17 protein-coding genes are annotated in these 20,263 nt (G+C 73.2%); 7 read left to right on the top strand and 10 right to left on the bottom strand.

Features of this window, described 5'->3' with window-relative positions; all coding sequences use genetic code 11:
- Positions 1–12 precede the first annotated feature (12 nt).
- From msrB to M2271_RS17080, 3 genes are all read left to right on the top strand, one after another.
- Complete coding sequence (gene msrB / locus M2271_RS17090) at positions 13–420, top strand: peptide-methionine (R)-S-oxide reductase MsrB (protein WP_280888085.1); 408 nt, start codon at positions 13–15, stop codon at positions 418–420.
- Positions 421–618: 198 nt separating this feature from the next.
- Entirely contained in the window at positions 619–945 is a 327-nt protein-coding gene (locus tag M2271_RS17085) for a ribbon-helix-helix protein, CopG family (RefSeq protein ID WP_280888084.1), read from the top strand.
- 29 nt (positions 946–974) lie between these two features.
- The gene (locus M2271_RS17080) at positions 975–1,427 is read left to right on the top strand and encodes a hypothetical protein (protein ID WP_280888083.1); all 453 of its coding nucleotides are present in this window, start codon (positions 975–977) and stop codon (positions 1,425–1,427) included.
- A 103-nt stretch (positions 1,428–1,530) separates the two neighbouring features.
- Here M2271_RS17080 and M2271_RS17075 read toward each other — a convergent pair whose 3' ends face one another.
- The 4 genes from M2271_RS17075 to M2271_RS17060 are packed head-to-tail and all read right to left on the bottom strand — an operon-like array spanning position 1,531 to position 5,359.
- Positions 1,531–2,829, bottom strand: a complete 1,299-nt coding sequence (locus tag M2271_RS17075; RefSeq protein WP_280888082.1) for an FAD-dependent oxidoreductase — start codon at positions 2,827–2,829, stop codon at positions 1,531–1,533.
- The gene (locus M2271_RS17070; protein ID WP_280888081.1) at positions 2,826–3,620 is read right to left on the bottom strand and encodes an amino acid ABC transporter ATP-binding protein; all 795 of its coding nucleotides are present in this window, start codon (positions 3,618–3,620) and stop codon (positions 2,826–2,828) included. Before M2271_RS17070 ends, M2271_RS17075 begins: the two co-directional genes overlap by 4 nt.
- Positions 3,617–4,408, bottom strand: a complete 792-nt coding sequence (locus tag M2271_RS17065) for an amino acid ABC transporter permease (RefSeq protein ID WP_280888080.1) — start codon at positions 4,406–4,408, stop codon at positions 3,617–3,619. Before M2271_RS17065 ends, M2271_RS17070 begins: the two co-directional genes overlap by 4 nt.
- 9 nt (positions 4,409–4,417) lie before the next feature.
- Positions 4,418–5,359, bottom strand: a complete 942-nt coding sequence (locus M2271_RS17060; protein WP_280888079.1) for a transporter substrate-binding domain-containing protein — start codon at positions 5,357–5,359, stop codon at positions 4,418–4,420.
- 216 nt (positions 5,360–5,575) lie between these two features.
- On the opposite strand from M2271_RS17060, the gene M2271_RS17055 reads away from it, so the two are divergent.
- Positions 5,576–6,928 (top strand): sugar diacid recognition domain-containing protein, encoded by a 1,353-nt coding sequence (locus M2271_RS17055; RefSeq protein WP_280888078.1) that lies wholly within the window; start codon positions 5,576–5,578, stop codon positions 6,926–6,928.
- Here the strand turns inward: M2271_RS17055 and M2271_RS17050 are convergent.
- The 3 genes from M2271_RS17050 to M2271_RS17040 are packed head-to-tail and all read right to left on the bottom strand — an operon-like array spanning position 6,865 to position 11,821.
- Positions 6,865–8,148 carry an extracellular solute-binding protein gene (locus tag M2271_RS17050; protein WP_280888077.1) on the bottom strand — a complete coding sequence of 428 codons (1,284 nt, stop codon included), beginning with the start codon at positions 8,146–8,148 and terminating at the stop codon, positions 6,865–6,867. The two genes, M2271_RS17055 and M2271_RS17050, sit on opposite strands and share 64 nt — an antisense overlap.
- On the bottom strand, positions 8,145–9,386 hold the full coding sequence (locus M2271_RS17045; protein ID WP_280888076.1) for a hypothetical protein: 1,242 nt from the start codon (positions 9,384–9,386) through the stop codon (positions 8,145–8,147). The genes M2271_RS17050 and M2271_RS17045 overlap by 4 nt, the downstream gene beginning before the upstream one ends.
- Positions 9,383–11,821 (bottom strand): serine/threonine protein kinase, encoded by a 2,439-nt coding sequence (locus M2271_RS17040; protein WP_280888075.1) that lies wholly within the window; start codon positions 11,819–11,821, stop codon positions 9,383–9,385. Before M2271_RS17040 ends, M2271_RS17045 begins: the two co-directional genes overlap by 4 nt.
- Positions 11,822–12,034: 213 nt before the next feature.
- On the opposite strand from M2271_RS17040, the gene M2271_RS17035 reads away from it, so the two are divergent.
- Positions 12,035–13,507 (top strand): glycoside hydrolase family 3 N-terminal domain-containing protein, encoded by a 1,473-nt coding sequence (locus tag M2271_RS17035; RefSeq protein ID WP_280888074.1) that lies wholly within the window; start codon positions 12,035–12,037, stop codon positions 13,505–13,507.
- A gap of 125 nt (positions 13,508–13,632) precedes the next feature.
- On the opposite strand, the gene M2271_RS17030 is transcribed toward M2271_RS17035, so the two are convergent.
- Complete coding sequence (locus M2271_RS17030) at positions 13,633–14,883, bottom strand: cellulase family glycosylhydrolase (RefSeq protein WP_280888073.1); 1,251 nt, start codon at positions 14,881–14,883, stop codon at positions 13,633–13,635.
- Between the two features lie 152 nt (positions 14,884–15,035).
- Here M2271_RS17030 and M2271_RS17025 point away from each other — a divergent pair, with 152 nt between their 5' ends.
- Complete coding sequence (locus M2271_RS17025; protein ID WP_280888072.1) at positions 15,036–16,076, top strand: BadF/BadG/BcrA/BcrD ATPase family protein; 1,041 nt, start codon at positions 15,036–15,038, stop codon at positions 16,074–16,076.
- Positions 16,077–16,165: 89 nt separating this feature from the next.
- Positions 16,166–18,376, top strand: a complete 2,211-nt coding sequence (locus M2271_RS17020; protein WP_280888117.1) for a glycoside hydrolase family 3 N-terminal domain-containing protein — start codon at positions 16,166–16,168, stop codon at positions 18,374–18,376.
- Here M2271_RS17020 and M2271_RS17015 read toward each other — a convergent pair.
- Both M2271_RS17015 and M2271_RS17010 read right to left on the bottom strand, forming a co-directional pair.
- Positions 18,366–19,244, bottom strand: coding sequence for a carbohydrate ABC transporter permease (locus M2271_RS17015; protein ID WP_280888071.1), 879 nt, complete (start codon positions 19,242–19,244; stop codon positions 18,366–18,368). The genes M2271_RS17020 and M2271_RS17015 overlap by 11 nt on opposite strands.
- Positions 19,241–20,179, bottom strand: coding sequence for a sugar ABC transporter permease (locus M2271_RS17010; RefSeq protein ID WP_280888116.1), 939 nt, complete (start codon positions 20,177–20,179; stop codon positions 19,241–19,243). The genes M2271_RS17015 and M2271_RS17010 overlap by 4 nt, the downstream gene beginning before the upstream one ends.
- Positions 20,180–20,263 lie beyond the last annotated feature (84 nt).

Here is a 20,263-nt window from a genome sequence, read left to right as displayed (position 1 = left end):
GGGTTGGCCTTCATGTCGTACGACGTCGACAAGCCGGACGAGCAGTGGCGCGCGGAACTGACTCCGTCCGAATACGCAGTGCTTCGCCAGGCGGCGACCGAACCGGCCTTCACCGGTGAGTACACGGACACCAAAACGACGGGCGTCTACTCCTGTCGTGCCTGCGGCGCCGAACTGTTCACCTCCACCACAAAGTTCGAGTCCCACTGCGGCTGGCCGTCCTTCTACGATCCGAAGGACACCGACGCGGTCGAGCTGGTCGAGGACCGGGCCCACGGGATGGTGCGGACCGAGGTGCGGTGCGCCCGGTGCGGGTCGCATCTCGGGCATGTCTTCGAGGGCGAGGGGTATCCGACGCCGACGGATCAGCGGTACTGCATCAACTCGATCTCGTTGCGGCTGACGACGGACGAGAACTGACCGGAACCAGCTGACGACGGACCGGATGATGCCCGCACAGGGAGTTCTGTGCGGGCGTCATCACGTTTCACCGGACCCGGGTGCGTCAGGGTGTCCGGAGATACGGCGCCACCGTCGCGGCCACCGCGGCGGACCGCAGACCGGGAGCGTAGGGTATCGCCGCTTGCGCCTCCGTAATACGCGTCATACGGTTGTTGTATGGCGAAGACCCGGATCAGCATCAGCCTGGATCAGGCGCAGGCCGAGCGCATCAGACAGCACGCGGAGCGGTCGGGCATGGATGTCTCGGCGTACCTGGTGCATGCGGCGACGCGCCAGATGGCTGAGAGTGACGCCATAGAGGAACAGTTCGCCGGGGTGGATGCGCTGATCGTCCGGGCGGAGCGGGAAGCGGTCGATCTGCCCGAAGAGCCCGCCGCGGCGTCGGTGGAGCTGACGGAGCAGGAGCGCTGCGAGGTCGAGGAGGCCCTCGGGCTCGTTCACGGCCGGGACCGGCAGAGCCGGCGGCCGGGGCATGCCGCGTGAGCGCTCGAGTGCCGGTCTATGACAGTGGCATGCTCATCGCGCTCGCCGATCGCAAGGCGAAGGCGATGGCGCTCCATGAAGGACTGCGGGCGGCCCCGCACCGAGCGTTGGTGCTTGGCCCGGTTCTTGCCCAGGTGTGGCGCCCCCGTCCGGCGCTGGTGCACTCCCTGTCCGGGGCGCTCAAGGACTGCACCGTCCGTCAGGCCCGTACGTCCGAGCCGCCGATGCGGGAGACGAAGGCGGGCCGCCCGGAGTGCCTGGCCTGCGCCACGGGCCCGGACCTGGTCGACTGGCGGCGCATCGGCACGGCGCTGGGGCAGGCGGCCCTCCCGACGAAGAAGCGGCCGGACGCCGTCGACGCCTGGGTGGCCCTCGCCGCCGCCCGGCACGGCAGCGCGGTCATCTTCACCAGCGACCCGGACGACATGCGCGCGTACCTGACGGTGTTGGCTCCGCCGGACGTGCATGTGGTTGCTGTCTGACGGTGGTTTGCCGCATGAGGTCGGTGCGCGTCGGAGCGATTGATGGGGCTCATGGGGTTGAAGGGGGTGCGGATTGCCGTCCTTCTACGACCTACGACTGAGCTCAGCCGCGCAGCCGGCCGAAACGGAAGGGGCCGAGGGCCTCGGGTCGGCGGCCGGTGCGGATGAACTCGGCGAGTCGGTGGCCGGTGACCGGGCCCAGGGTGACGCCCAGCATGCCGTGGCCGGTGGCCGCGAAGGCGTTGTCGTGGCCCGGTACACGGTCGATGACCGGGAGCCCGTCGGGGAGGAAGGGCCGGCCGCCGACCCAGGGGTCGCGGATCAGGGTGACCAGGTCGTCCGGATCGTCGAACCAGGGGCCCAGGTAGTGCCGGCTGGCGAGGGCGACGGCGACGACCCGGCGCCAGTCGAGTCGGTTGTTGTTGCCGCTGAGTTCCATCGTGCCGCCGATCCGCGTGGTGGTGCCGATCGGTGAGGCGACGGCCCGGCGCTCCCCGAAGTACAGGGTGTGCCGGGGGGCCGGGTCCAGGTCGACCGAGAAGCTGTAGCCCTTGCCCGCCTGGAGCGGCAGCGGCTGTCCGAGGTCGCTCAGCAGGCGCGAGGAGCGCATCCCGGCGGCGATGACGACGGCCGCGCAGGGAATGTCGCCCTGGGTGGTGCGCAACCCGGTGACGCGTCCGGCCGGGGACCGGAACCCGGTGACTTCGGCATGCTCGTGGACCTTCACCCCCGACGCGGTGAGCGCCTCGCCGAGCCCCTGGGCGAAGGCCTCCGGGTCCACCACGCCCTCTCCCGCGACCAGGTACGCGGCGCGTACCCCGCTCGACAACGCGTCGTCCAGCAGCCGGGCGTCGTCGCCGGTGGTGACGGCGTCGGGCAGCGGATAGCGGCCGTCCGCCATCTCCCGCTGGACGGCGAGGTGGCGACGGGCCTCGGCCGCGGAGAGGAAGGCGTGCACCATGCCGGGCCGGGTCAGGGTCGTCTCGACGCCGGCCGCGCGCAGGCCGTCGAAGAGGTCGAAGGTGGTGCGGTTCAACTCGGCGATCGCCGTGTATCCGCGCCGGAAGGCGTCCGGGGTGCTGCTGCGCCAGAACCGCCACAACCACCGTACGAACGCGGGGTCGGGGAGGGGGCGCAGGTACAGCGGCGAGTCCGGGCGGCCCAGCGAGCGGAGCGCGAAGCGCACCACGCCGGGGGCCGGGACGGGCGTCGAATGGCTGAGGCAGACCCAGCCCGCGTTGCCCCGGGAGGCCCCGGAGCCCAGGCCGCGCCGTTCGACGACCTCGACGGGCAGCCCGGCCGCGGCCAGGTAGTACGCCGTGCACAGCCCGACGACCCCGCCGCCGACCACCACCACCGGGTCACCGCTGCCGAGTGCGGGGGTGCCGAGTGCGGCGGTCACGACGGGGATCCGTACGCGGCGAGGAACTCCCGGGTGCGGGCCCGGGCCGGGTGGTCGAGGACCTCCCGGGGACCGCCCTCCTCCACGATCCGGCCGCCGTCGACGAACACGACATGATCGGACACCTCGCGGGCGAACGGGAGTTCATGGGTGACCAGCAGCATCGTCATGCCGTCCGCGGCCAGTTCGCGCATCACGCTCAGCACCTCCCGGGTGGCCTCCGGGTCCAGGGAGGAGGTGGGTTCGTCGAAGAGCAGTACCTCGGGCCGGAGCGCGAGGGCCCGGGCGATGGCGACGCGCTGCTGTTCACCGCCGGACAACTGCTCGGGCTGGGCGAGGCCGCGGTGGGCCACGCCGACCCGGCGCAGCAGCGCGACGGCACGCTCCAGCGCCTCCTGCTCCGGGATGCCCGCCCGGCGCTGGGCGAGGACGACGTTCTCCACCGCGGTGAGGTGCGGGAACAGATGGAACCGCTGGAAGACCATGCCGACGGTGCGACGCAGCCGCGGCAGGTCACGGCAGACCGTCCGGCCGCCGCGGTGCACCACGTCGCCGGCCACCTCGACCGTGCCCCGGTCGGGGCGTTCCAGCAGGTTGACGCAGCGCATCAGGGTCGTCTTGCCGCCACCGCTCTGCCCGATGACGCTCACGATGCGGCCCCGGCCGACCTCCAGGTTCACCTCGTCGAGAACCAGCCGTCCGTCGAAGGACTTGCTCAGGCCCTCGATCCGTACGACCGCCTCGGCGCGGGCCGGTGGGACGGTCTTCGCCGTGGTGACGGGCTCGGTCATGCGGCCGTCTCCTTCCGGTTGAGGTCGGTTCCGCGGTCGCTGTGGAGGTCGGTGCCGCGGACGATGCCGAGGTCGGCGGCGAGCAGGGCCCGGGCGGCCCGCACCCGACGCCGCCGCCACGGCGACAGGGGGACGCCGGCCCGCACCTTCCGCTCGAGCAGCAGAAGGAGCTGGGAGAGCGGGTAGCACAGGGCGAAGTACAGGGCGGAGATGACCAGGTACACCTCCAGCGCCCGGAAGGTGGCCGAGGTGATGAGCCGCCCCTCGGACATCAGCTCCGCCGCGGAGACCGTGACGAGCAGGGAGGTGGACTTCAGCAGGTCGACCAGCATGGTGTTGGTGCCGGGCAGCGCCTGACGGACCGCCTGGGGCAGGACGACCTGGCCGAAGATGCCGGCCTTGCTCAGTCCCAGGGCCTCGCCCGCCTCCGTCTGTCCGGCGTGCACCCCGCCGATCGCGGAGCGGAAGATCTCTGAGAGGTAGGCCGCGTAGAAGACGACGAGGCTGAGGCAGCCGGCCGTGAACACGTCCAGCCGGATCCCGGCCGAGGCCAGACCGAAGTAGGTCAGGAAGATGATGGCCAGCAGCGGGACGTTCTTGAACACCTCGGTGTAGACGGCGGCCACGGCCCGCGCGGGCCAGGCCTTGCTCAGCCGCAGCAGCGCCACCGCCAGACCGAGCGCCACCGCGCCGACGAAGCTGACCGCCGTGTACGAGACGGTGCGCACCAGCGCGTCGAGCAGGTCCGACCGGTAGTCGGACCAGGGGACCTGGAAGAGAGCGGACATGTCATCCCCTCACTGGCCGGACCGACCGACGGACGGCGGTGTCCAGTCGTCGGGCCGGTCCACGCCGCGGCGGGCGGTGGCGATGCCGGCGGCGGGCTTGAGGAACTGCTCCGGGTCACCGCCGTACTTCTTGACGAGCTTGGCCATCTCGCCGTCGGTGTACATGGCGTCGATCCGCGCGGAGATCGCCTTCTCCAGCCCGGTGGCCTGCTTGGGGAGGTAGAAGCCGGTCTGGTACTGCTGGAAGTACTGGTACGAGGGTTTGGCCTTGACCTCGGCGGCGGTCGGCGGTGTCAGGTACTGCGTGGCGATCTTCAGGTCGGGGCGCTGTTTCTGTGCCGCGATGATGATCAGCGGGTCGAGGAAGCCGACGTCGACGCGGCCCGCGCCGAGATCGTCGAAGACCCCGTTGGCGTCCGGGTAGGCGTGCAGCTTGGCGCCGGGCACGGACTGGATCGACTTGACCCAGACATAGCCCTCGACCGTGCCCAGGTTCAGGCCCAACAGGTCGTCGACCGTCTTGTACGTCTTCCCGTCGCGCACGGCCATCGCGGGCGGCGAGTAGTAGGGCGGGTCCGTGAACAGGCCCTGTTTCTGCCGGTCCGCGGACCAGGCGACACCGCCGATGGTGATGTCCACCCGGTGGGACTGCACTCCGGCGAGCATGCCGGCGAAGTCGGTGACCTGTGGCTTGATCTGGAGGCCCAGCTTCTTGGCCACGGAGGCGAGGATGTCGCCGTCCAGTCCGACGATCTTGCCGCCCTGCACGCTGGTGTAGGGCGCGTACGGCTCGACGGCGACCTTGAGGACGCCGGGCGTGAGCGTGCCCAGCGAGGCGGCCTTCGCGGAGACGTTCTTCGGAGCGTCGTCGCCCCCGGAGCCACAGGCGGCGACGGTGGACAACGTCAGCAGGGCGGACAGGGAGACGGCGAGAGAGCGCGTACGGATCATCGGTATGGGCCTTCCGCTCGGGCACTGGAGGAACCCGCCGTTCACTGCGCTGTGCCCCCGGCGGGGAAGTGAGGGGGAGGGAGATGATGTGCCCATACGGTAGGTTTCAGCCCGTCGCGCGTCACCGGTCACTTCGTACGAAGTTATGGCCGAAATCGCTCGATCTCCTGTACGGTGCGTCCAGTCCCGGCAGGTCCCGCGACGGGAGGAACGCCCGTGCTGAGTCCCTCGCTCGCCCAGGAGATCGCCTCGGACACCTCCGCCGTCATCGGCTTCAACGTGCTGATCACCGACGCGGAGGGTGTGGTCATCGGCAGCGGTGACAGCAGCCGGGTCGGCACCTTCCACGAGGCGTCCGTCGAGGTCGTGCGCAGCAAGGAGCCCGCCACGCACAGCGCCTCGCAGGCGCAGGAGCTGCGCGGGGTGCGCCCCGGGGTGACCCTGCCGCTGGTCACCGGCGGGCAGGCGGTGGGAACCGTCGGCATCACCGGCACGCCCGCCCAGGTACGCCGCTTCGGACTGCTGGTGAAACGCCAGACGGAGATTCTGCTGCGGGAGTCGGTGATGCTGCGCTCCCGGCTGCTCGCGGAACGGGCGACCGAGACGCTGCTCGCCGACATCGCCTCGTACGACCCCCAGGTCGTCGAGGGTGACTTCCTCGGGTACCGGGCCGCGGAACTCGGCTTCGACCTGAGGCTGCGCCGGGTCGCGGTGGCGTTCGAGGTGACCGTGCCCGACGCGGCCGCCCGACGCCAGGGCACCCCCACCCGGGACATGGCACTGGTCCGTTCGGAACTGCTGCGCACGGTCCGCGACGTGTTCGCCGACCCCCAGGACATCGTGGCCGGCACCGCCCCCGGCTGGATCGGCGTCCTGCACCGGCTCCCGGCCCGGGGCCCCACGGCCTCCCTGGTCGCCGGCTGCCGGCGGGTCATCGACGTCATCGCGGCGCAGGACGGCCTCGCCGCCCGGGCCGGAATCGGCGAGCCGGCCGCCACCGCGGGCGGTCTGCACGACTCCTACCAGGACGCGTGCGACGCGCTCCGCCTGGGCGCCCGGCTCACGGACGGCTCACCCGTCCACCTGGTCACCGATCTGCGGGTCCACCAGGTCCTGGCGGCGGCGAGCCAGTCCGCCCGCAACCGGCTGCTCGACCTCACCGCCGCGGACCTGCGGGCCCAGCCGGACTGGCCGGTGCTGCGGGACACGATCACCGCCTGGTGCGAGAGCGGCTTCAACCTGGTCCGGGCCTCCGCCGCCCTGCACATCCACCGCAACACGGTCGTCTACCGGATGCACAAGATCGAGCAGCTCACCGGCCGTCCGCTGCGGGAACACCGCACCACCATGGCCCTCTACCTCGCCTGTCTGGCGGATCACCTGGGCGGCGGCACCGAGCCGGCCGGGCGGCGCGGGACGGGGTCACTGAACGACCGGTCACCGAGCGACCGGTCACCGAGCGACGGCCCCCTGAACGACGGCACGCGCTCGAACCGCCGCTCCGCTCACCCGCCCGGGCTCGCGCACAGGTCCTCCGGTGGCCGGAACGAGCGGTCGGCGGGGGACTGATCGGTCACCTGGGCGCGTACCGTCTCCAACTGCCGCAGCAGCGAGTCGAGATGCTGCTCGGCGGGGTCCCGGAAGAACTCGAGGACCGCGCGGTGGAAGGCGTCCCGCAGTTCGGGCGGCATGGCGTCCGAGGCGTCGAAGCAGAGGGTGCGGGCGCCCGAGGTGAGCAGGGTGTCGATCGTCCGCTCGGTGGGGTTCGTGGGCGTGGGCCCCGTGCTGCTCGGGAACAGCGGGCGCACCGCCGGGTCCGCCTTCGCCCGCCAGAGGGCCCGCCCGTGCGGGTTCGACAGCCGCTCCACCAGTTCCTGGGCGGCCGGGTCGTCACTGAAGACGGCGGCCATGTCGCCGGACACCTCGTAGGCGCCGCGGTACTCGGCCCGCCCCTCCAGGAAGGGGGCCGACGGTTCCACGCCGATGCCGGTGCCCGCGTAGACGTATCGGATGAAGGCGCTCTGGTGCTCGTGCGTGCAGGCGGGACCGGGGGAGCCGAGCAGGCCGCGGGGGCGGCCGTGGGGGCCCGCGGTGCCCTCGTACGACGTGGTGAGGGAGCGTTCGACCGACGCGGGGGAGCGCTTGCCGAGCAGCCGGGACCAGGTCGTCCAGGCCCGGTGGACGGCCGGATCGCGCCAGCTGAGCCGGCTCGTGGCCCACTCCGTGTACAGCGCCGGGCCGGCCTGGTGGAGCAGGATGTCCTCGATCCAGTCGGTGCCGGGCCAGCCCGAGGTGGCCTGCGAGGCCAGGCCCACGCACCAGGCCGGATCGTCGTCCGAGGCGCCCTTCCGGCTCCACACCAGGCTCTTCAGGTCGACTTTCAGCGGCACCCAGTACGTACGGCGCCTGCCGTCCACGAGCAGGGTCTGCGCCCACGGCGGGGACGCGCGCTCGGCCGTCTCCTCGGCGAGGGGCCTGAGCCGGCCGCGGCGGGCGTACTCGGTGAGTTCGCCCATGCTGTTGAGGATCGCCACGTCCGGCGGGTCGCCGGCCTCCAACTGCGAGACGAGCGTCTCGCGGAGCGAGCTGGTGCCCTCGTAGGTGTACGTCCGTCCCGTCCCGTCGTCGAGCCGCTCCAGGGCCGCTTCGAAGGCGTCGCCCTCCGCACCGGTCCACGGGCCCAGCACGACGAGGGGCGCGGGGGCGGACGTACCGCAGCCGGGGGCGAGGGCGAGCAGACAGGCCGCCGTGAGGAGGGTGCGCAGCAGCCGCCGCGGGACTCGACTCATGCGGCGGCTCCCCGTCGGGTCACCACGAGGTACTCCCGGCGGTATGCGTGCAGGGCGCCGCCGATCAGGCCGGCGGCGGCCAGGCCGACCGGGAACACGAACGGGGCGGTCCCGTCCAGGAAGGGGAGCCGCCCGGCGGCGAGAGAGCCGTCGATGCGGCCGGTCAGCGTCTCGACGGCCTGGGGGACGGGGGCGCCGAAGGGGTGTTCCTCGGCGACCGTCTCCGTCTCGGGCGAGGTGGCCTCGGCGAGCGTGTCCGCCAGGGGGAGGGTCTCCCGCTGCGCGTGCTGCGCGAGCAGCGCGTCGGCCGTGAGCAGCGGGACGGCGAGCAGCGGGAGGGCGGCCGCCGCCAGCGGGAGGCTGAGCCGGATCCGGAAGCGGCGGCGCAGGAAGACCACGGTCCGCCCGAGGCCGACGGCGAACAGCGCCAGGGCGAGCCCGCAGACCACGGCCGCGGCGAGCACGCCCGAGCCCCAGCCCGCCCGCTCGGCGAGCCGTTCCCGCAGCTGCCGTTCCAGACCGGAGACCCGGTCCACGATCGCGGTCGCCCCCGAGCCGGTCGACGGCGGGCACGACGGGTATCGGCCGCCGCTCTCCGGCGCGGCGACCGGGGCCGAGCAGAGCATGCTGCGCGCGTACGTCAGCTCGGCCTTCCGCAGGAGCGGGTCCCTGGCGTGCGCCTGGGCCCGGCCGATCCAGCCCGTGTAGTCCACGACCAGCGCGGACACCACCCGCAGCTCCTGCTCCTCGGCCACGGTCAGCGCCCCGCTGCGGGTGACCTGGTTCAGGCTCTGCGTGGCCCGCGCGACCCGGGTCCGGTAGCGCTCGCTGAGCCCGCCGATCTCCGCCGCCCGGCCCTCGGCCAGGTTCTCCTCGGCCTCGCCCTGGGCGATGAACAGCGAGGCCCTGGCGTCCGCGAGCCCGACCAGAGCGGGCGCCAGCCGGTCCCGTAGGTACACCGAGTCGTCCCGGACGCCGGCGTAGGCCCAGCCGAACGCGCCGAACCCCACGACGGCGAGCAGCGGCAGTGCGACCAGCCGATCGCGCAGGAAGACGCGGTTGGGGGTGCCGGCCGCCGTCGGCCATGCGTAACGCCGCACGCGGCGGGCGAGTTCGACGGCGACCGCGCGCAGCGCCCGGGCCCGGGCCCCCGCGCCCGAGGCCCGGGCGCTGCGCGGCAGGCGTAAGGCGGGCGAGGGGCCGGCCTCCGGTTGCCGCGGCCGTCCGATCCGGGTCACTCGCGGACCCTCCCCGCGCGGTCGCCTGGCGGCAGGACCGTCCCGGCACTGTCGCCCGGCGGCAGGACCGCCCTGGCGCGGTCGCTCGGCGACGGTGGGTGGGCGATCGTCCGGAGCCAGGTGGTGAGTCTCGTTCCGAGCCATGGGCTGTCCCTGTGGTGTCGGAAGGCGAGCGGGCGTACCTCGTAGGCACGGTCGAGCAGGATCTCGGCGACGGCCGCGTCCTCGGGGGCCGCGGACCGGGCGGCCTGGTGCGCGAGGGCGACGTAGCGGCGGGACAGCTCCCTGCGCAGCCCCGGTTCGTCGGACGGCAGACCGAGCCGCCTGCCTGCGCCCGCGGCCAGTGCGGCCAGGCCCGGCGCGTCGAGGAGACCCCGGGCGAGCGCACCCCGTACGGCCTCCCACACCTCCGCCGTCATCCGGACCCTGGCCTCCTCGTCCGTCAGCCCGTGCGCGTGGAAGAGCCGGGTCAGCCGCTCCAGCACCTCGCTCAGCCGCTCGGCCGCCTCCGCGGGGCGCCCGGCGGTCCGCACATGCTCGACTCCGACCCGAACGGCGGCCGTGCGGGCGGCAGTTCGATGCCGTGAGTGCTGCGGTACGGCGTCCAGCACCCGTACGGTTTCGTCCCGCGCGTGTTCGCCGCCCAGGGCGAGGCGGGCCCGCACCGCGCCGAACGCGGCGCTGCCCAGGGACGGGTTGCGCAGCCGGACCGCCTCGTAGAAGGTCCCTGCCTCCTGCCAGCGGCCGAGGCGTTCGGCGCAGTAGCCGAGCGCGAGCTTGGGCGCGTACTCACCCGGGATCGCCGCGTACACCCGGTCGAAGTGCCGCCGTGCGGTGTCCACGTGGCCGCGGCCGAGCGCGAGCAGCCCGCGGTGCCACTCCAGCCGCCAGTCGTACGGGGCGCGCTCGGGGCCGATCAGCGCCTCGGCGGACCTCAACTCCCGTTCCACGCCCTCGGTCCGGCCGCCGGGCACCCGCAACCGTACGCGGCAGCGCAGCAGATGGACCTCGGGGGACTCCGGCCAGTCCGCGGTGTGCTGGAGCAGCGCCTCCGGAGCGGCGTCGGCGAGCCGGCTCACCTCGGCGTGGCGGGCGTCGTGCGGGTCGGGCCGGGGGACGGGCAGTCGTTGCGCGACCTCGGCGGGCGACGGCGGTGCGTAGGCCACCGGCGCGTCCGGCGCGGCCCAGCGGGTCAGGGGTGGGGCGGAGCCGAGCTCACCGTCGAGGGCGTACGGCGACTGGAGGAACAGCGGCGACGGCTCGAAAGTCTCCATACCGGTGCGGAGGGAACGCAACTCCCTGAAGACGCCGCGCAGTTGCTCCTCCATCTCGCGTGCGGTGGCGAAGCGCTCGGCGCCCTCGCCGCGGGTCGCGCGGTGCAGGACGCGGGCGAGCGAGAGGAGACCGAGGCCCTGCGGCGGGGGGGCCGTCGTACGAGAGAGTTCCGGGGCGGTGTCTGTTCCGGTCGGCTGGTCGAGGGTGTCCAGGGAACCCAGGTCCGCCAGGTCCTTCGGTGACTGGCCGAGGCCGCTCAGCCGGCGCAGGGTCTCGCCGAGGCTGAACAGGTCGTCCCGGCGGGTGGATTGGCCGTGCGGGCCGACGGTCGGGGCCCGGAACCCGTCCGTGGTGAGGCCGGGACGGCCGGCCGCGCGGACGCTGCCCACGTCGACGATCTTCGTCGTGGTGCCGTCGTGCATGACGTTGTCCGGTTTCAGGTCGCCGTAGACCTTGCCGAGCCGGTCCAGGTACCCGAGAGCGGCGAGGATGCGCACTCCGTACGCCAGCACGAACTCGTGGAAGCGGCTGCCGCCGAACTCGTCCGGGTTCATCTGGGCCCGGGCCCGTACCTCCTCCAGGGTGAGCCCGTCCACGTACTGCAGCACGAGGAAGTCGCCGACCTCGGGATGACGGCCGTAGTTGAAGACGCGGATGATGTCTCCGTGGCTCAGGTCGACCAGCGCCCGCCGCTCCCGGACCAGGGCGCCCGCGGCGGCCACTGCCTGGTCCGGGTGGAGGATCTTGATGGCGACCTCGCGGTCGTCGACGTTGGTGTCGAGCGCCAGGTAGACCTCGCCCATCCAGCCGTAGCCGAGCGGGCGGATCAGCCGGTACTGCCCGGCCAGGAGCTCGTCCGGCGGCAGCGGCAGCCCGCCCGGGTCGGCACCGCGCGACGCCGCGCGCTCCAGCAGGGTGATCGTGGGCAGCAGGCCCGGGTCGGGACTCTCCTCCGGGAGCCGCACCTGCGCGGCCCGCAGATAGGTCGCGGGAGCGACGACGAACGGCCCGAACGACCCGGACGACAGCGACGACCCGGACGACAGCGGCGACCCGGACGACAGCGGCGACCCGGACGACAGCGGCGACCCGGACGACAGCGGCGACCCGTCGGTGTCCGGCGGTCCCCCTGGCGCACCCGTACCCGAAGCCCCCTCCATGCGTCCTCAGAATAGACGCGCGGGCCGGGAATGCCCCCGGTGGCGCATGGGGAGGTCATGTGTCCGAGTCGTCCCCGGGGGCGGCGCGGCGATGCGGGCCTGTCCGAGCCGCCGCGACGGCGGCCGTACCGGCGGGCTTCCGGGCCCGTCTCCTGAATAAACGAATCGTCGAGCTGTTGACTTCCGGCTGAACAAGCCAGAAGAATGTGCGAAATGACCCTCTTCGAGCAGACCCTCGGTGCCGCTCCTCCCGTCGACCTCGACGAGGCCGCGCACCGCTGTCTCGTCGCCGGGTTCGAGGGGACCTCCGTGGTCCCCGACACCCTGAAGCGGCTGGTCGACCGCGGTCTGGGCGGGGTCATCCTGTTCACCCGGAACGTGCGGGACGCCGAGCAGGTGCGCCGGCTCACCGACACCCTGCGGGCCCTGCGCCCCGACCTGCTGGTGGGGATCGACAACGAGGGCGGCGGCATCGGCCACCTGGTCGGCGCGGGCGCACCGGACGTCCCCGGCTCCTACGCCCTCGGCGTCGTCGACGACCCCACGCTGACCGCCCGCTGCGCCGACGCGCTCGCCGGGCACCTGGCCGGGCTCGGCATCACCGCCTCCTACGCCCCCGTCGCCGACATCCAGCATCAGCCGGACAACCCGATCGTGCGCACCCGCGCCTTCGGCACCGACCCCGAGTTGGTCTCCCGCCATGTGCGGGCCTGGATCGACGCCACCGAGGCCCGCGGCATCGCCTCCTGCGCCAAGCACTTCCCCGGGCACGGCGGCACCCTCACCGACAGCCACCACGAACTGGCCGTCGACCCGCGCCCGTACGAGGAACTCGACCTGGCCCCCTTCCGGGCCGCCGTCGCCGCGGGCGTACCGATGCTGATGAGCGCCCATGTCGTGTTCCCGGCGCTCGACGCCGACCGGCCGGCCACCCTCAGCCGCCGCATCCTGGGCGACCTGCTGCGGACCGACCTCGGCTTCGACGGGGTGCTGGTCACCGACGCCCTGGAGATGAAGGCGATAGCCGACCGGTACGGCGAGGCCGCCGGGGCGCGGATCGCGCTCGCCGCCGGAGCGGACCAGGTCATCGTCGCCGTACCGGATCTGGAGGTCACCCTGTCCTGCCGGGACACGGTGCTCGACGCGCTGCAGTCCCGGCTGCTGACCGAGGAGCGCCTGATGGAGGCCGCGGGTCGGGTGCGGCGGCTCGCCGCGCGGTACGCGGCCCCCGCGCCCGCCGTCGCCGCGTGGGACGCGGGAGCCGGGCTGGAGGCCGCGCGCCGCGCCGTCCGCGGCCAGGGGACGGGCGAGCCCGTGCGCGGCGCCCACGTCGTCGACCTGTTCCCGCCGCCGCATCCGGCGCTCAACTGGGGCGGCGAGGACCTGCTGAGCGAGCTGCGGGCGGTCGACCCGACGGCCACGGGGACGACGGTCACCGGCGAGGCCGCGGATCCGGCCTCCCTCGTCGACGGGATCGCGCGCCTCGCGGAAGGGGCCCCGCTGATCGTCGCCACCTGCGACGCCGGACTGCACCCCTGGCAGCGGCACCTTCGGGACGCCCTGCTGGCCAGGCGTCCGGACGCGGTGCCCGTGGCCACCGGACTGCCGGACGGCGACGCCCTGTGCTCGTACGGACGGGCGCGGGTGAACCTGCGGGCGACGGCCGAGATCCTGACCGGCGCCTGAACGCTCCACCGGGAGTTCGGAGTCCGGAGTCCGGAGTCCGGGCGTCCGGGCGTCCGGGCGTCCGGAGTCCGGCACGGTACCGGGCTTCGCCGGGCCCGCTCCGGACCGCGGACCGGGCCAGGCCCTCAGGCCAGTCGTACGAGCTCCTTGATCCCGCGCGCCGCCAGGTACTCCACGTCGTCCGTCCGCCCGGCCAGGACCACCGCAGGGCGGCCGCCCTCCGTGCGCAGCCGCATCCACTCCTCGAAGAACGCGCCGCCCGGACCGGACACGGAACGGGTGGCCGGGGTGCAGTCCAGGACCAGGGCGGTCTCGCGGGCGAGGGGCGCGGGCGGTGCGGCGCGCAGGTCGGCGACGGTGGCGGCCAGGGCGTCCGCGATCGGCTTGGCGCGGCCCGCCGAGTCGAACAGGCCCAGCGTGTACTCCAGTTCCGGATAGTCGGCCAGCGCGCGGTCCACGTCGTGGGAACACCACCAGGTCACCCCCCACAGAGCCGTGCACTCGGCCGCGTTGCGTACGGTCGCCCGCGCGAACCCGGGTGCGTCGGCGGCCGGGATGTGCGGCTCGGGCGCGCCGGTCTCCTGGACCCAGACGGGCCGGGCCGGGTCCTCGGCGTACGCGACGGCCAGTTCCGTGCCGTACTCGGCGAGGTGCAGCACCTGCGGGGAACGCGGACCGTAGCGGCGGGCGCAGTCGCCGGAGAACACCCACGGGTGGACGGTGGTCAGAGCGCCCTTGCGGGCCGAGGCCTCGGGGGTGAAGGGGTGGTCGTCGCCGTACCAGGCGGCGTCGTACGCGGAGTGGGTGGCCAGCTGGCCCGGGCGCAGGCTCTCGCGGGCGGCGGCCAGCAGGGTGTCGAGGTAGTGGTCGACCTCCTCCACCGTCACCGGGTTGTGCTCGACCATGTTGTTGAGCTCGTTGCCCAGTTGGAGGCCGAGCAGGTTCGGCCGGCCGGCCAGGGCGTGCCCGAGGGTGCGCAGCAGCTCGGCCTGCGCCTCGATCACCTCCGGGTCCGTGAACACGTTGCGGTGGTGCCAGCTGCGGGTCCACTCCGGGTAGAAGTCGAAGCTCGACAGATGACCCTGCACGCCGTCCACGAGGACGTCGAGGCCGGCCTCGCCCGCCAGGTCGACGAGGTGCGCCAGCTGCTCCACGGCGGCCGGGCGGATGAACGTGCGGTTCGGCTGGAGGAGCGGCCAGAGGTGGAAGACCCGGACGTGGTCGAGGCCCAGCCCGGCTATCTGCTCCAGATCCTCGCGCGCGTGCGCCGGGTCGAAGTCGTGCCAGGAGTGGAACCAGCCGCGGCGGGGCGTGTAGTTGACGCCGAAGCGGAGTGTACGGATGGGATCCTCCTCGTGTCCGGGCCTGCGCCGCACTTGTGCCACCGGGCCGCACTTGTCCTGCGTCGCACTCGTACCGCGCCGCACTTGTTCTACGTCGCACTCGTACCGCGCCGCACTTGTTCTACGTCGCACTCGTACCGCGCCGCACTTGTCCTGCGCGAATGTATCAACCACCATAGTCAGTGATGAGCAACGATTTGAACCAGGATCTGGATCTGGTCATCGGCCTCGACGCCGGTGGCACGCGCACCCGTGTCGTGCTCGCAGCCGCCCACGACGGCCGTCCGCTCGGCGAGGGTGCCGCCGGGCCGGGCAACGCCCTGACCGTGCCGGTGCCGCGGCTCACCGCGCACCTGGCCGAGGCCATCGCCACGGCGGTGCCGGAGCGGGCCCGCGGGAACGTGGTGGCCGTCGCCGGCGGTTTCGCGGGCGCCACCGCCGCCTCCCCGGACGACCCCGGGCACGTCAACGCCCGGTCCGCTCTCACGGCGGCCCTGGCCCGGCTGGGTGTCCCGCCCGGACCGGTCACCGTCTGCAGCGACATCGAGGCCGCCTTCGCCGCCGCGCCGGGCACCCCGGCCGACGGTCTCGCCCTGGTGGCCGGCACCGGCGCGGTCGCGCTGCGCGTCGCCGACCGGCGCGCGACGGTCACCGTCGACGGCGACGGCTGGCTGCTCGGCGACGACGGCAGCGGATTCTGGATCGGCCGGTCGGCGGTACGGGCCGGGCTGCGGATGGCGGACGGGCGGGGCCCGGCGACGGCACTCGCGGCGGCGGTCGGACGGGCCCTGGGCCTGCCGGGCGAGGTCCTGCCGTACGCCACCGCCACCGCCACCGCCACCGCCACCGACGGTGCCGCCTGGGCTCGGCCGCACCGCGAGGCCTACCGCAGGCACCTGCTCCCCGCCGTCATGGCCGACGCCCCGATCCGGCTCGCCCGCCTCGCCCCGCTGGTGGCCGAGGCGGCCGCGGAGCGGGATGCCGTGGCGGAGGCGATCCTGGACGAGGCGGCCAATCAACTGGCCGACACCGTCCGGGCGTTGGAGCCCAGGCCCGGTGAACGGATCGTCGCCACCGGCGGCCTCCTCGGTCCCGACGGCCCGCTCACCACCCGCCTCACCCCCCGCCTGAAGGCGTTCGGCGCCACCCTCGACTGGGTCGCCGACGGCTCCCGGGGCGCAGTGGCCCTCGCCCGGCTCCTCGCACACGGTGGCGAAGCCCGTTGAACGATCCGGAGCCCAGCCACCGCCCCGGCGCGCTCTACCGCGACCCCGCCGCCCCCGTCGACGCCCGCGTCCGTGACCTGCTCTCCCGGATGACGCTGCGGGAGAAGGTCGGCCAGCTCAACCAGCGGATGTACGGCTGGGACGCCTACCGTCGCACCTCCCGGGGCTTCGAGCTGACCGACGCCCTGTACGCCGAGACCGAGCGGTTCGCCGGACTCGGCGCCCTGTACGGACTCCAGCGCGCCGACGCCTGGTCCGGCGTCGACCACGGCGACGGGCCCGGCGCACAGGACGGCGCCGCGCTCGCCGACCTGGTGCAGCGGCATGTCGTCGAGCGCAGCCGGCTCGGCATCCCGGCGCTGTTCGTCGAGGAGGTGCCGCACGGCCACATGGCCCTCGACGGCACGGTCCTGCCCGTCAACCTGGCCGTCGGCGCCACCTGGGACCCCGGGCTGTACGAGGACGCCGCCGCCCACGCCGCCGCCGAACTGCGCGCCCGCGGCGGGCATGTCGCTCTCGTCTCCGCCCTGGACATCGCCCGGGACCCGCGCTGGGGCCGCACCGAGGAGTGCTTCGGCGAGGACCCGTACCTGGCGGCCCGTCTCACCGAGTCGCTGGTGAAGGGAATGCAGGGCACGGGCGACCGCTTCGCCGCCGACAAGGCCGCCGTCGTCCTCAAGCACTTCGCCGGACAGGGCGCCACCGTCGGCGGCCGCAACTCGGCCGAGGCCGAGCTCGGACCCCGTGAACTCCACGAGATCCACCTCCCCGCCGCCCACGCCGGCGTCCGCGCCGGAGCCGCCGCCGTCATGGCCGCGTACAACGAGGTCGACGGGATGCCCTGCGCCGGCAACCGGGACCTGCTCACCGGGCTGTTGCGGGAGCGCTGGGGCTTCGACGGGCTGGTCATGGCCGACGGGCTGGCCGTGGACCGGCTGGCCCGGATCACCGGCGACAAGACCTCCGCGGGTGCCCTCGCCCTCAACTCCGGGGTGGACCTGAGCCTTTGGGACGAGGGGTTCACCCACCTGGAGGAGGCGGTCGAGCGGGGGCTGGTGAGCGAGGAGTCCCTCGACACCGCCGTCGCCCGCGTACTGCGGCTCAAGTTCCGGCTGGGCCTCTTCGAACAGCACGGCGCCACAGCCGCCTTCCCGGCCCGCGGCAGGGAGGTGAGCACGACGCTCGCCCGGGCCGCGGTCACCCTCCTCCACAACGACGGCGGTGTCCTGCCCCTCGGGCCGGGCATCTCCCGTATCGCCGTGCTCGGGCCCCAGTCCGCCACCACGGCCCACCAGTCGGGCGACTACACCGCCCCGCAGCGGCCCGGTACCGGCACCGGTGTCCTCGACGGTCTGCGCCGGCTCGCCCCGCCCGGCGTCGACGTCCGCCACGTCCACGGCTGCGCCCTCACCGGCGACGACCTCTCCGGCATCCCCGAAGCGGTCGCCACGGCCACCGCCTGTGACGTGGCCGTGCTGGTGCTGGGCGGCAGCAGCGCCCGCACCCCCGACACCGACTTCGCCGCCAACGGGGCGGCCCGGACCGCCGTTTCCGAGATGACCTGCGGCGAGGGCGTCGACCTGGCGGGACTGAGGCTCGGTTCGGCGCAGTACGCCCTGCTGGACGCCGTCGTCGCGACGGGCACCCCCACCGTGGTCGTACTGGTCCAGGGCCGCCCCCATGCCGTACCCGCGACCGGGGCCGCCCTGCTCACCGCCTGGTACCCGGGCCCGTGGGGCGGCGAGGCGATCGCCGAGGTGCTGCTCGGACTCGCGGAGCCGGCCGGGCGGCTGCCGGTCTCCGTCCCGCGTTCGGTGGGACAGCTCCCCGTCTACTACAACCACAAGGACATCGAGTACGGCGGCTACGTCGACGAGAGCGCCGAGCCGCTCTACTCCTTCGGGCACGGGCTGTCGTACACCAGCTTCGCGTACGACGAGCCACGCCTGTCGGGACACACTGTCGAGGTCGACGTCACCAACACCGGGGACCGGTACGGGCGTACGGTCGTGCAGGTCTATCTGCGACGCCTGATCACGGCCGTCTGGCCGCGCACCCTCGAACTGTGCGCGTTCGAGGGTGTCGGCCTGGCCCCGGGCGAGCGCCGGACGGTCACCTTGGCCCTCGCCCTGCCCCTCGGCGTCGACGCCGACGTCGGCCCACTCGCCCGGTCCGGCACCGTGGAGATCCGCGTCGCCGAGTCGGCCCGGGCCGCGCTCACCGCCGTACCCGTCGTGCTGCACCTCAGGGACCTCGGAGACCTCGGAGACCTCGGAGACCTCGGAGACCTCAGAGCTTGACGGCCCCCGACGACACGCCCCGGTAGAACCACCGCTGCGTGATCACGAACAGCACCAGCACCGGAATCACCGAGATCACCGAACCCGCCATCACCAGCCGCTGGTCATAGCCGAACGACGAGGCCTGGAGGCGGGACAGCCCCAGCGTGAGCGTGAAGTGGTCCTCCGTGCGCAGCACGATCAGCGGCCAGAGGAAGTCGTCCCAGGCGCTGATGAAGGTGTTGATGGTGACGACCAGGATCGCCCCGTACGCGGATGGCAGGTACAGATACCGGAACCGCTTCCACTCGCCCGCCCCGTCCAGCATCGCCGCGTCCTCGATCTCACGCGGCACGGCGAGGAACGCGGCCCGCATGATGAGGACGTTGATCGCGGCGACGAAGCCGGGCAGCCAGACGCCGACCAGGTTGTCCACCAGGCCCATGTCCCGCACGCTGAGGAACAGCGACACCATGATCGACTCGAAGGGGAACATCATGGACGCCATCAGCACGATCCAGACCAGCTTGCGGCCCTTCCAGCCGGGCTTGGAGAGCATGTACCCGGCCATGGTGGAGAAGACGAGCTGGCTGGCGATGGAGATGACGGCGACGAACAGGCTGTTCCTGATGTACGTCCACACCGGGACCTGGTCGAAGACCTGCCGGTAGGCGCGCAGGGTCGGGTGGCGCGGGATCAGTGAGGCGCCCGCGCCGAAGACGTCCTCGGTGGGGCCCTTCAGCGACGACAGCACCTGCCACACCAGCGGGCCGACGGTGATGAACAGGACGAACACCAACAGCAGGTAGCGCAGGACGAGTTCGCGGGGGCGGCCGTAGTCCCGCCAGCGCGGCACCAGGCGCCGGGGCTTGTCCACAGCCGTGGTCATGACTCGTCCTCCTTGGTCAGTCGCTGGGCGAGCAGCGTGAGGCCCAGGGTCAGGGCGAACAGGGCGACGCTGACCGCGGCGCCGTAGCCGGCGTTGCCGGTGAGCGGATCGAGACCGACGTCCCGGATGTAGAAGGGGAGCGTGCGGTCCGCGCCGCCGGGGCCGCCGGTGGCGCCGCCGAGCATGTAGATCTCGGTGAAGACCCGCAGTGAGCCGATGCCGGTGAGGGTGCCGACCAGCATCATCGACTGGCGGACGCCGGGCACCGTGATGTGCCAGAACCGGCGGACCGGGCCGGCCCCGTCGACGGCCGCCGCCTCGTGGAGTTCCTTAGGTACGTTCCCGAGCGCGGCCAGGTAGAAGATCATGTACCAGCCCAGGCCCTTCCAGATCGTCAGGCCCATCGCCGACAGCAGGATCAGCCACGAGTCGGACAGGAACGGGATGGCCTCCCGGATGATGTGGGTCTTCTCCAGCCAGACGTTGACCAGGCCCTGGTCACTCAGCAGCCACTGCCAGCTCAGGCCCACGACCACGCTGGAGGCGAGCACCGGCGTGTAGAAGGCGGAGCGGAAGAAGCCGATGCCCGGCAGGTTCTTCTCCACCAGCACCGCCAGCAGCAGCGGGAGCAGCACCATCAGGGGGACCACGATCAGCGCGTACAGGACGCTGTTGCGGGTCGCCAGCCAGAAGTCCGCGTCCCCCAGCAGCCGGGTGTAGTTGTCCAGCCCCACCAGGTTGTACGCGCCGCCGAGCGGCTTGGCGTCGGTGAAGGACACCAGGATCGTGTTGAGGAAGGGGAACACCCCGAAGACCGTCGTGCCGACGATCGCCGGGCCCATCCACAGCCAGGGCAGCCACCACCGGCGGTAGAGCGCCGCGCCCCCCGCGTCCGCGGTCGGGCCAGGGACCACGGAGCGGAGAACGCGGCGCATGCGCCCCGGCGTTCGACGGGCCGGCGAACCGCCGGGGCGGGGGACGCCCGCCCCCAGGGGAGGAGGGACGGGCGCCTGGTCGAG

The organism is Streptomyces sp. LBL, from assembly GCF_029893585.1.
Classification (GTDB): Bacteria; Actinomycetota; Actinomycetes; order Streptomycetales; family Streptomycetaceae; genus Streptomyces.
This window is presented reverse-complemented; position numbering and strand designations above follow the sequence as displayed.

What these genes read in the sequence shown, in the direction of transcription:
- M2271_RS17015 (WP_280888071.1), bottom strand. Translation starts at nt 19,244, where the DNA reads ATGACCACGGCTGTGGACAAGCCCCGGCGCCTGGTGCCGCGCTGGCGG.
- M2271_RS17085 (WP_280888084.1), top strand. Translation starts at nt 619, where the DNA reads ATGGCGAAGACCCGGATCAGCATCAGCCTGGATCAGGCGCAGGCCGAG.
- msrB (WP_280888085.1), top strand. Translation starts at nt 13, where the DNA reads ATGTCGTACGACGTCGACAAGCCGGACGAGCAGTGGCGCGCGGAACTG.
- M2271_RS17050 (WP_280888077.1), bottom strand. Translation starts at nt 8,148, where the DNA reads ATGAGTCGAGTCCCGCGGCGGCTGCTGCGCACCCTCCTCACGGCGGCC.
- M2271_RS17035 (WP_280888074.1), top strand. Translation starts at nt 12,035, where the DNA reads ATGACCCTCTTCGAGCAGACCCTCGGTGCCGCTCCTCCCGTCGACCTC.
- M2271_RS17070 (WP_280888081.1), bottom strand. Translation starts at nt 3,620, where the DNA reads ATGACCGAGCCCGTCACCACGGCGAAGACCGTCCCACCGGCCCGCGCC.
- M2271_RS17020 (WP_280888117.1), top strand. Translation starts at nt 16,166, where the DNA reads ATGACGCTGCGGGAGAAGGTCGGCCAGCTCAACCAGCGGATGTACGGC.
- M2271_RS17025 (WP_280888072.1), top strand. Translation starts at nt 15,036, where the DNA reads ATGAGCAACGATTTGAACCAGGATCTGGATCTGGTCATCGGCCTCGAC.
- M2271_RS17065 (WP_280888080.1), bottom strand. Translation starts at nt 4,408, where the DNA reads ATGTCCGCTCTCTTCCAGGTCCCCTGGTCCGACTACCGGTCGGACCTG.
- M2271_RS17060 (WP_280888079.1), bottom strand. Translation starts at nt 5,359, where the DNA reads ATGATCCGTACGCGCTCTCTCGCCGTCTCCCTGTCCGCCCTGCTGACG.
- M2271_RS17010 (WP_280888116.1), bottom strand. Translation starts at nt 20,179, where the DNA reads ATGCGCCGCGTTCTCCGCTCCGTGGTCCCTGGCCCGACCGCGGACGCG.
- M2271_RS17080 (WP_280888083.1), top strand. Translation starts at nt 975, where the DNA reads ATGCTCATCGCGCTCGCCGATCGCAAGGCGAAGGCGATGGCGCTCCAT.
- M2271_RS17040 (WP_280888075.1), bottom strand. Translation starts at nt 11,821, where the DNA reads ATGGAGGGGGCTTCGGGTACGGGTGCGCCAGGGGGACCGCCGGACACC.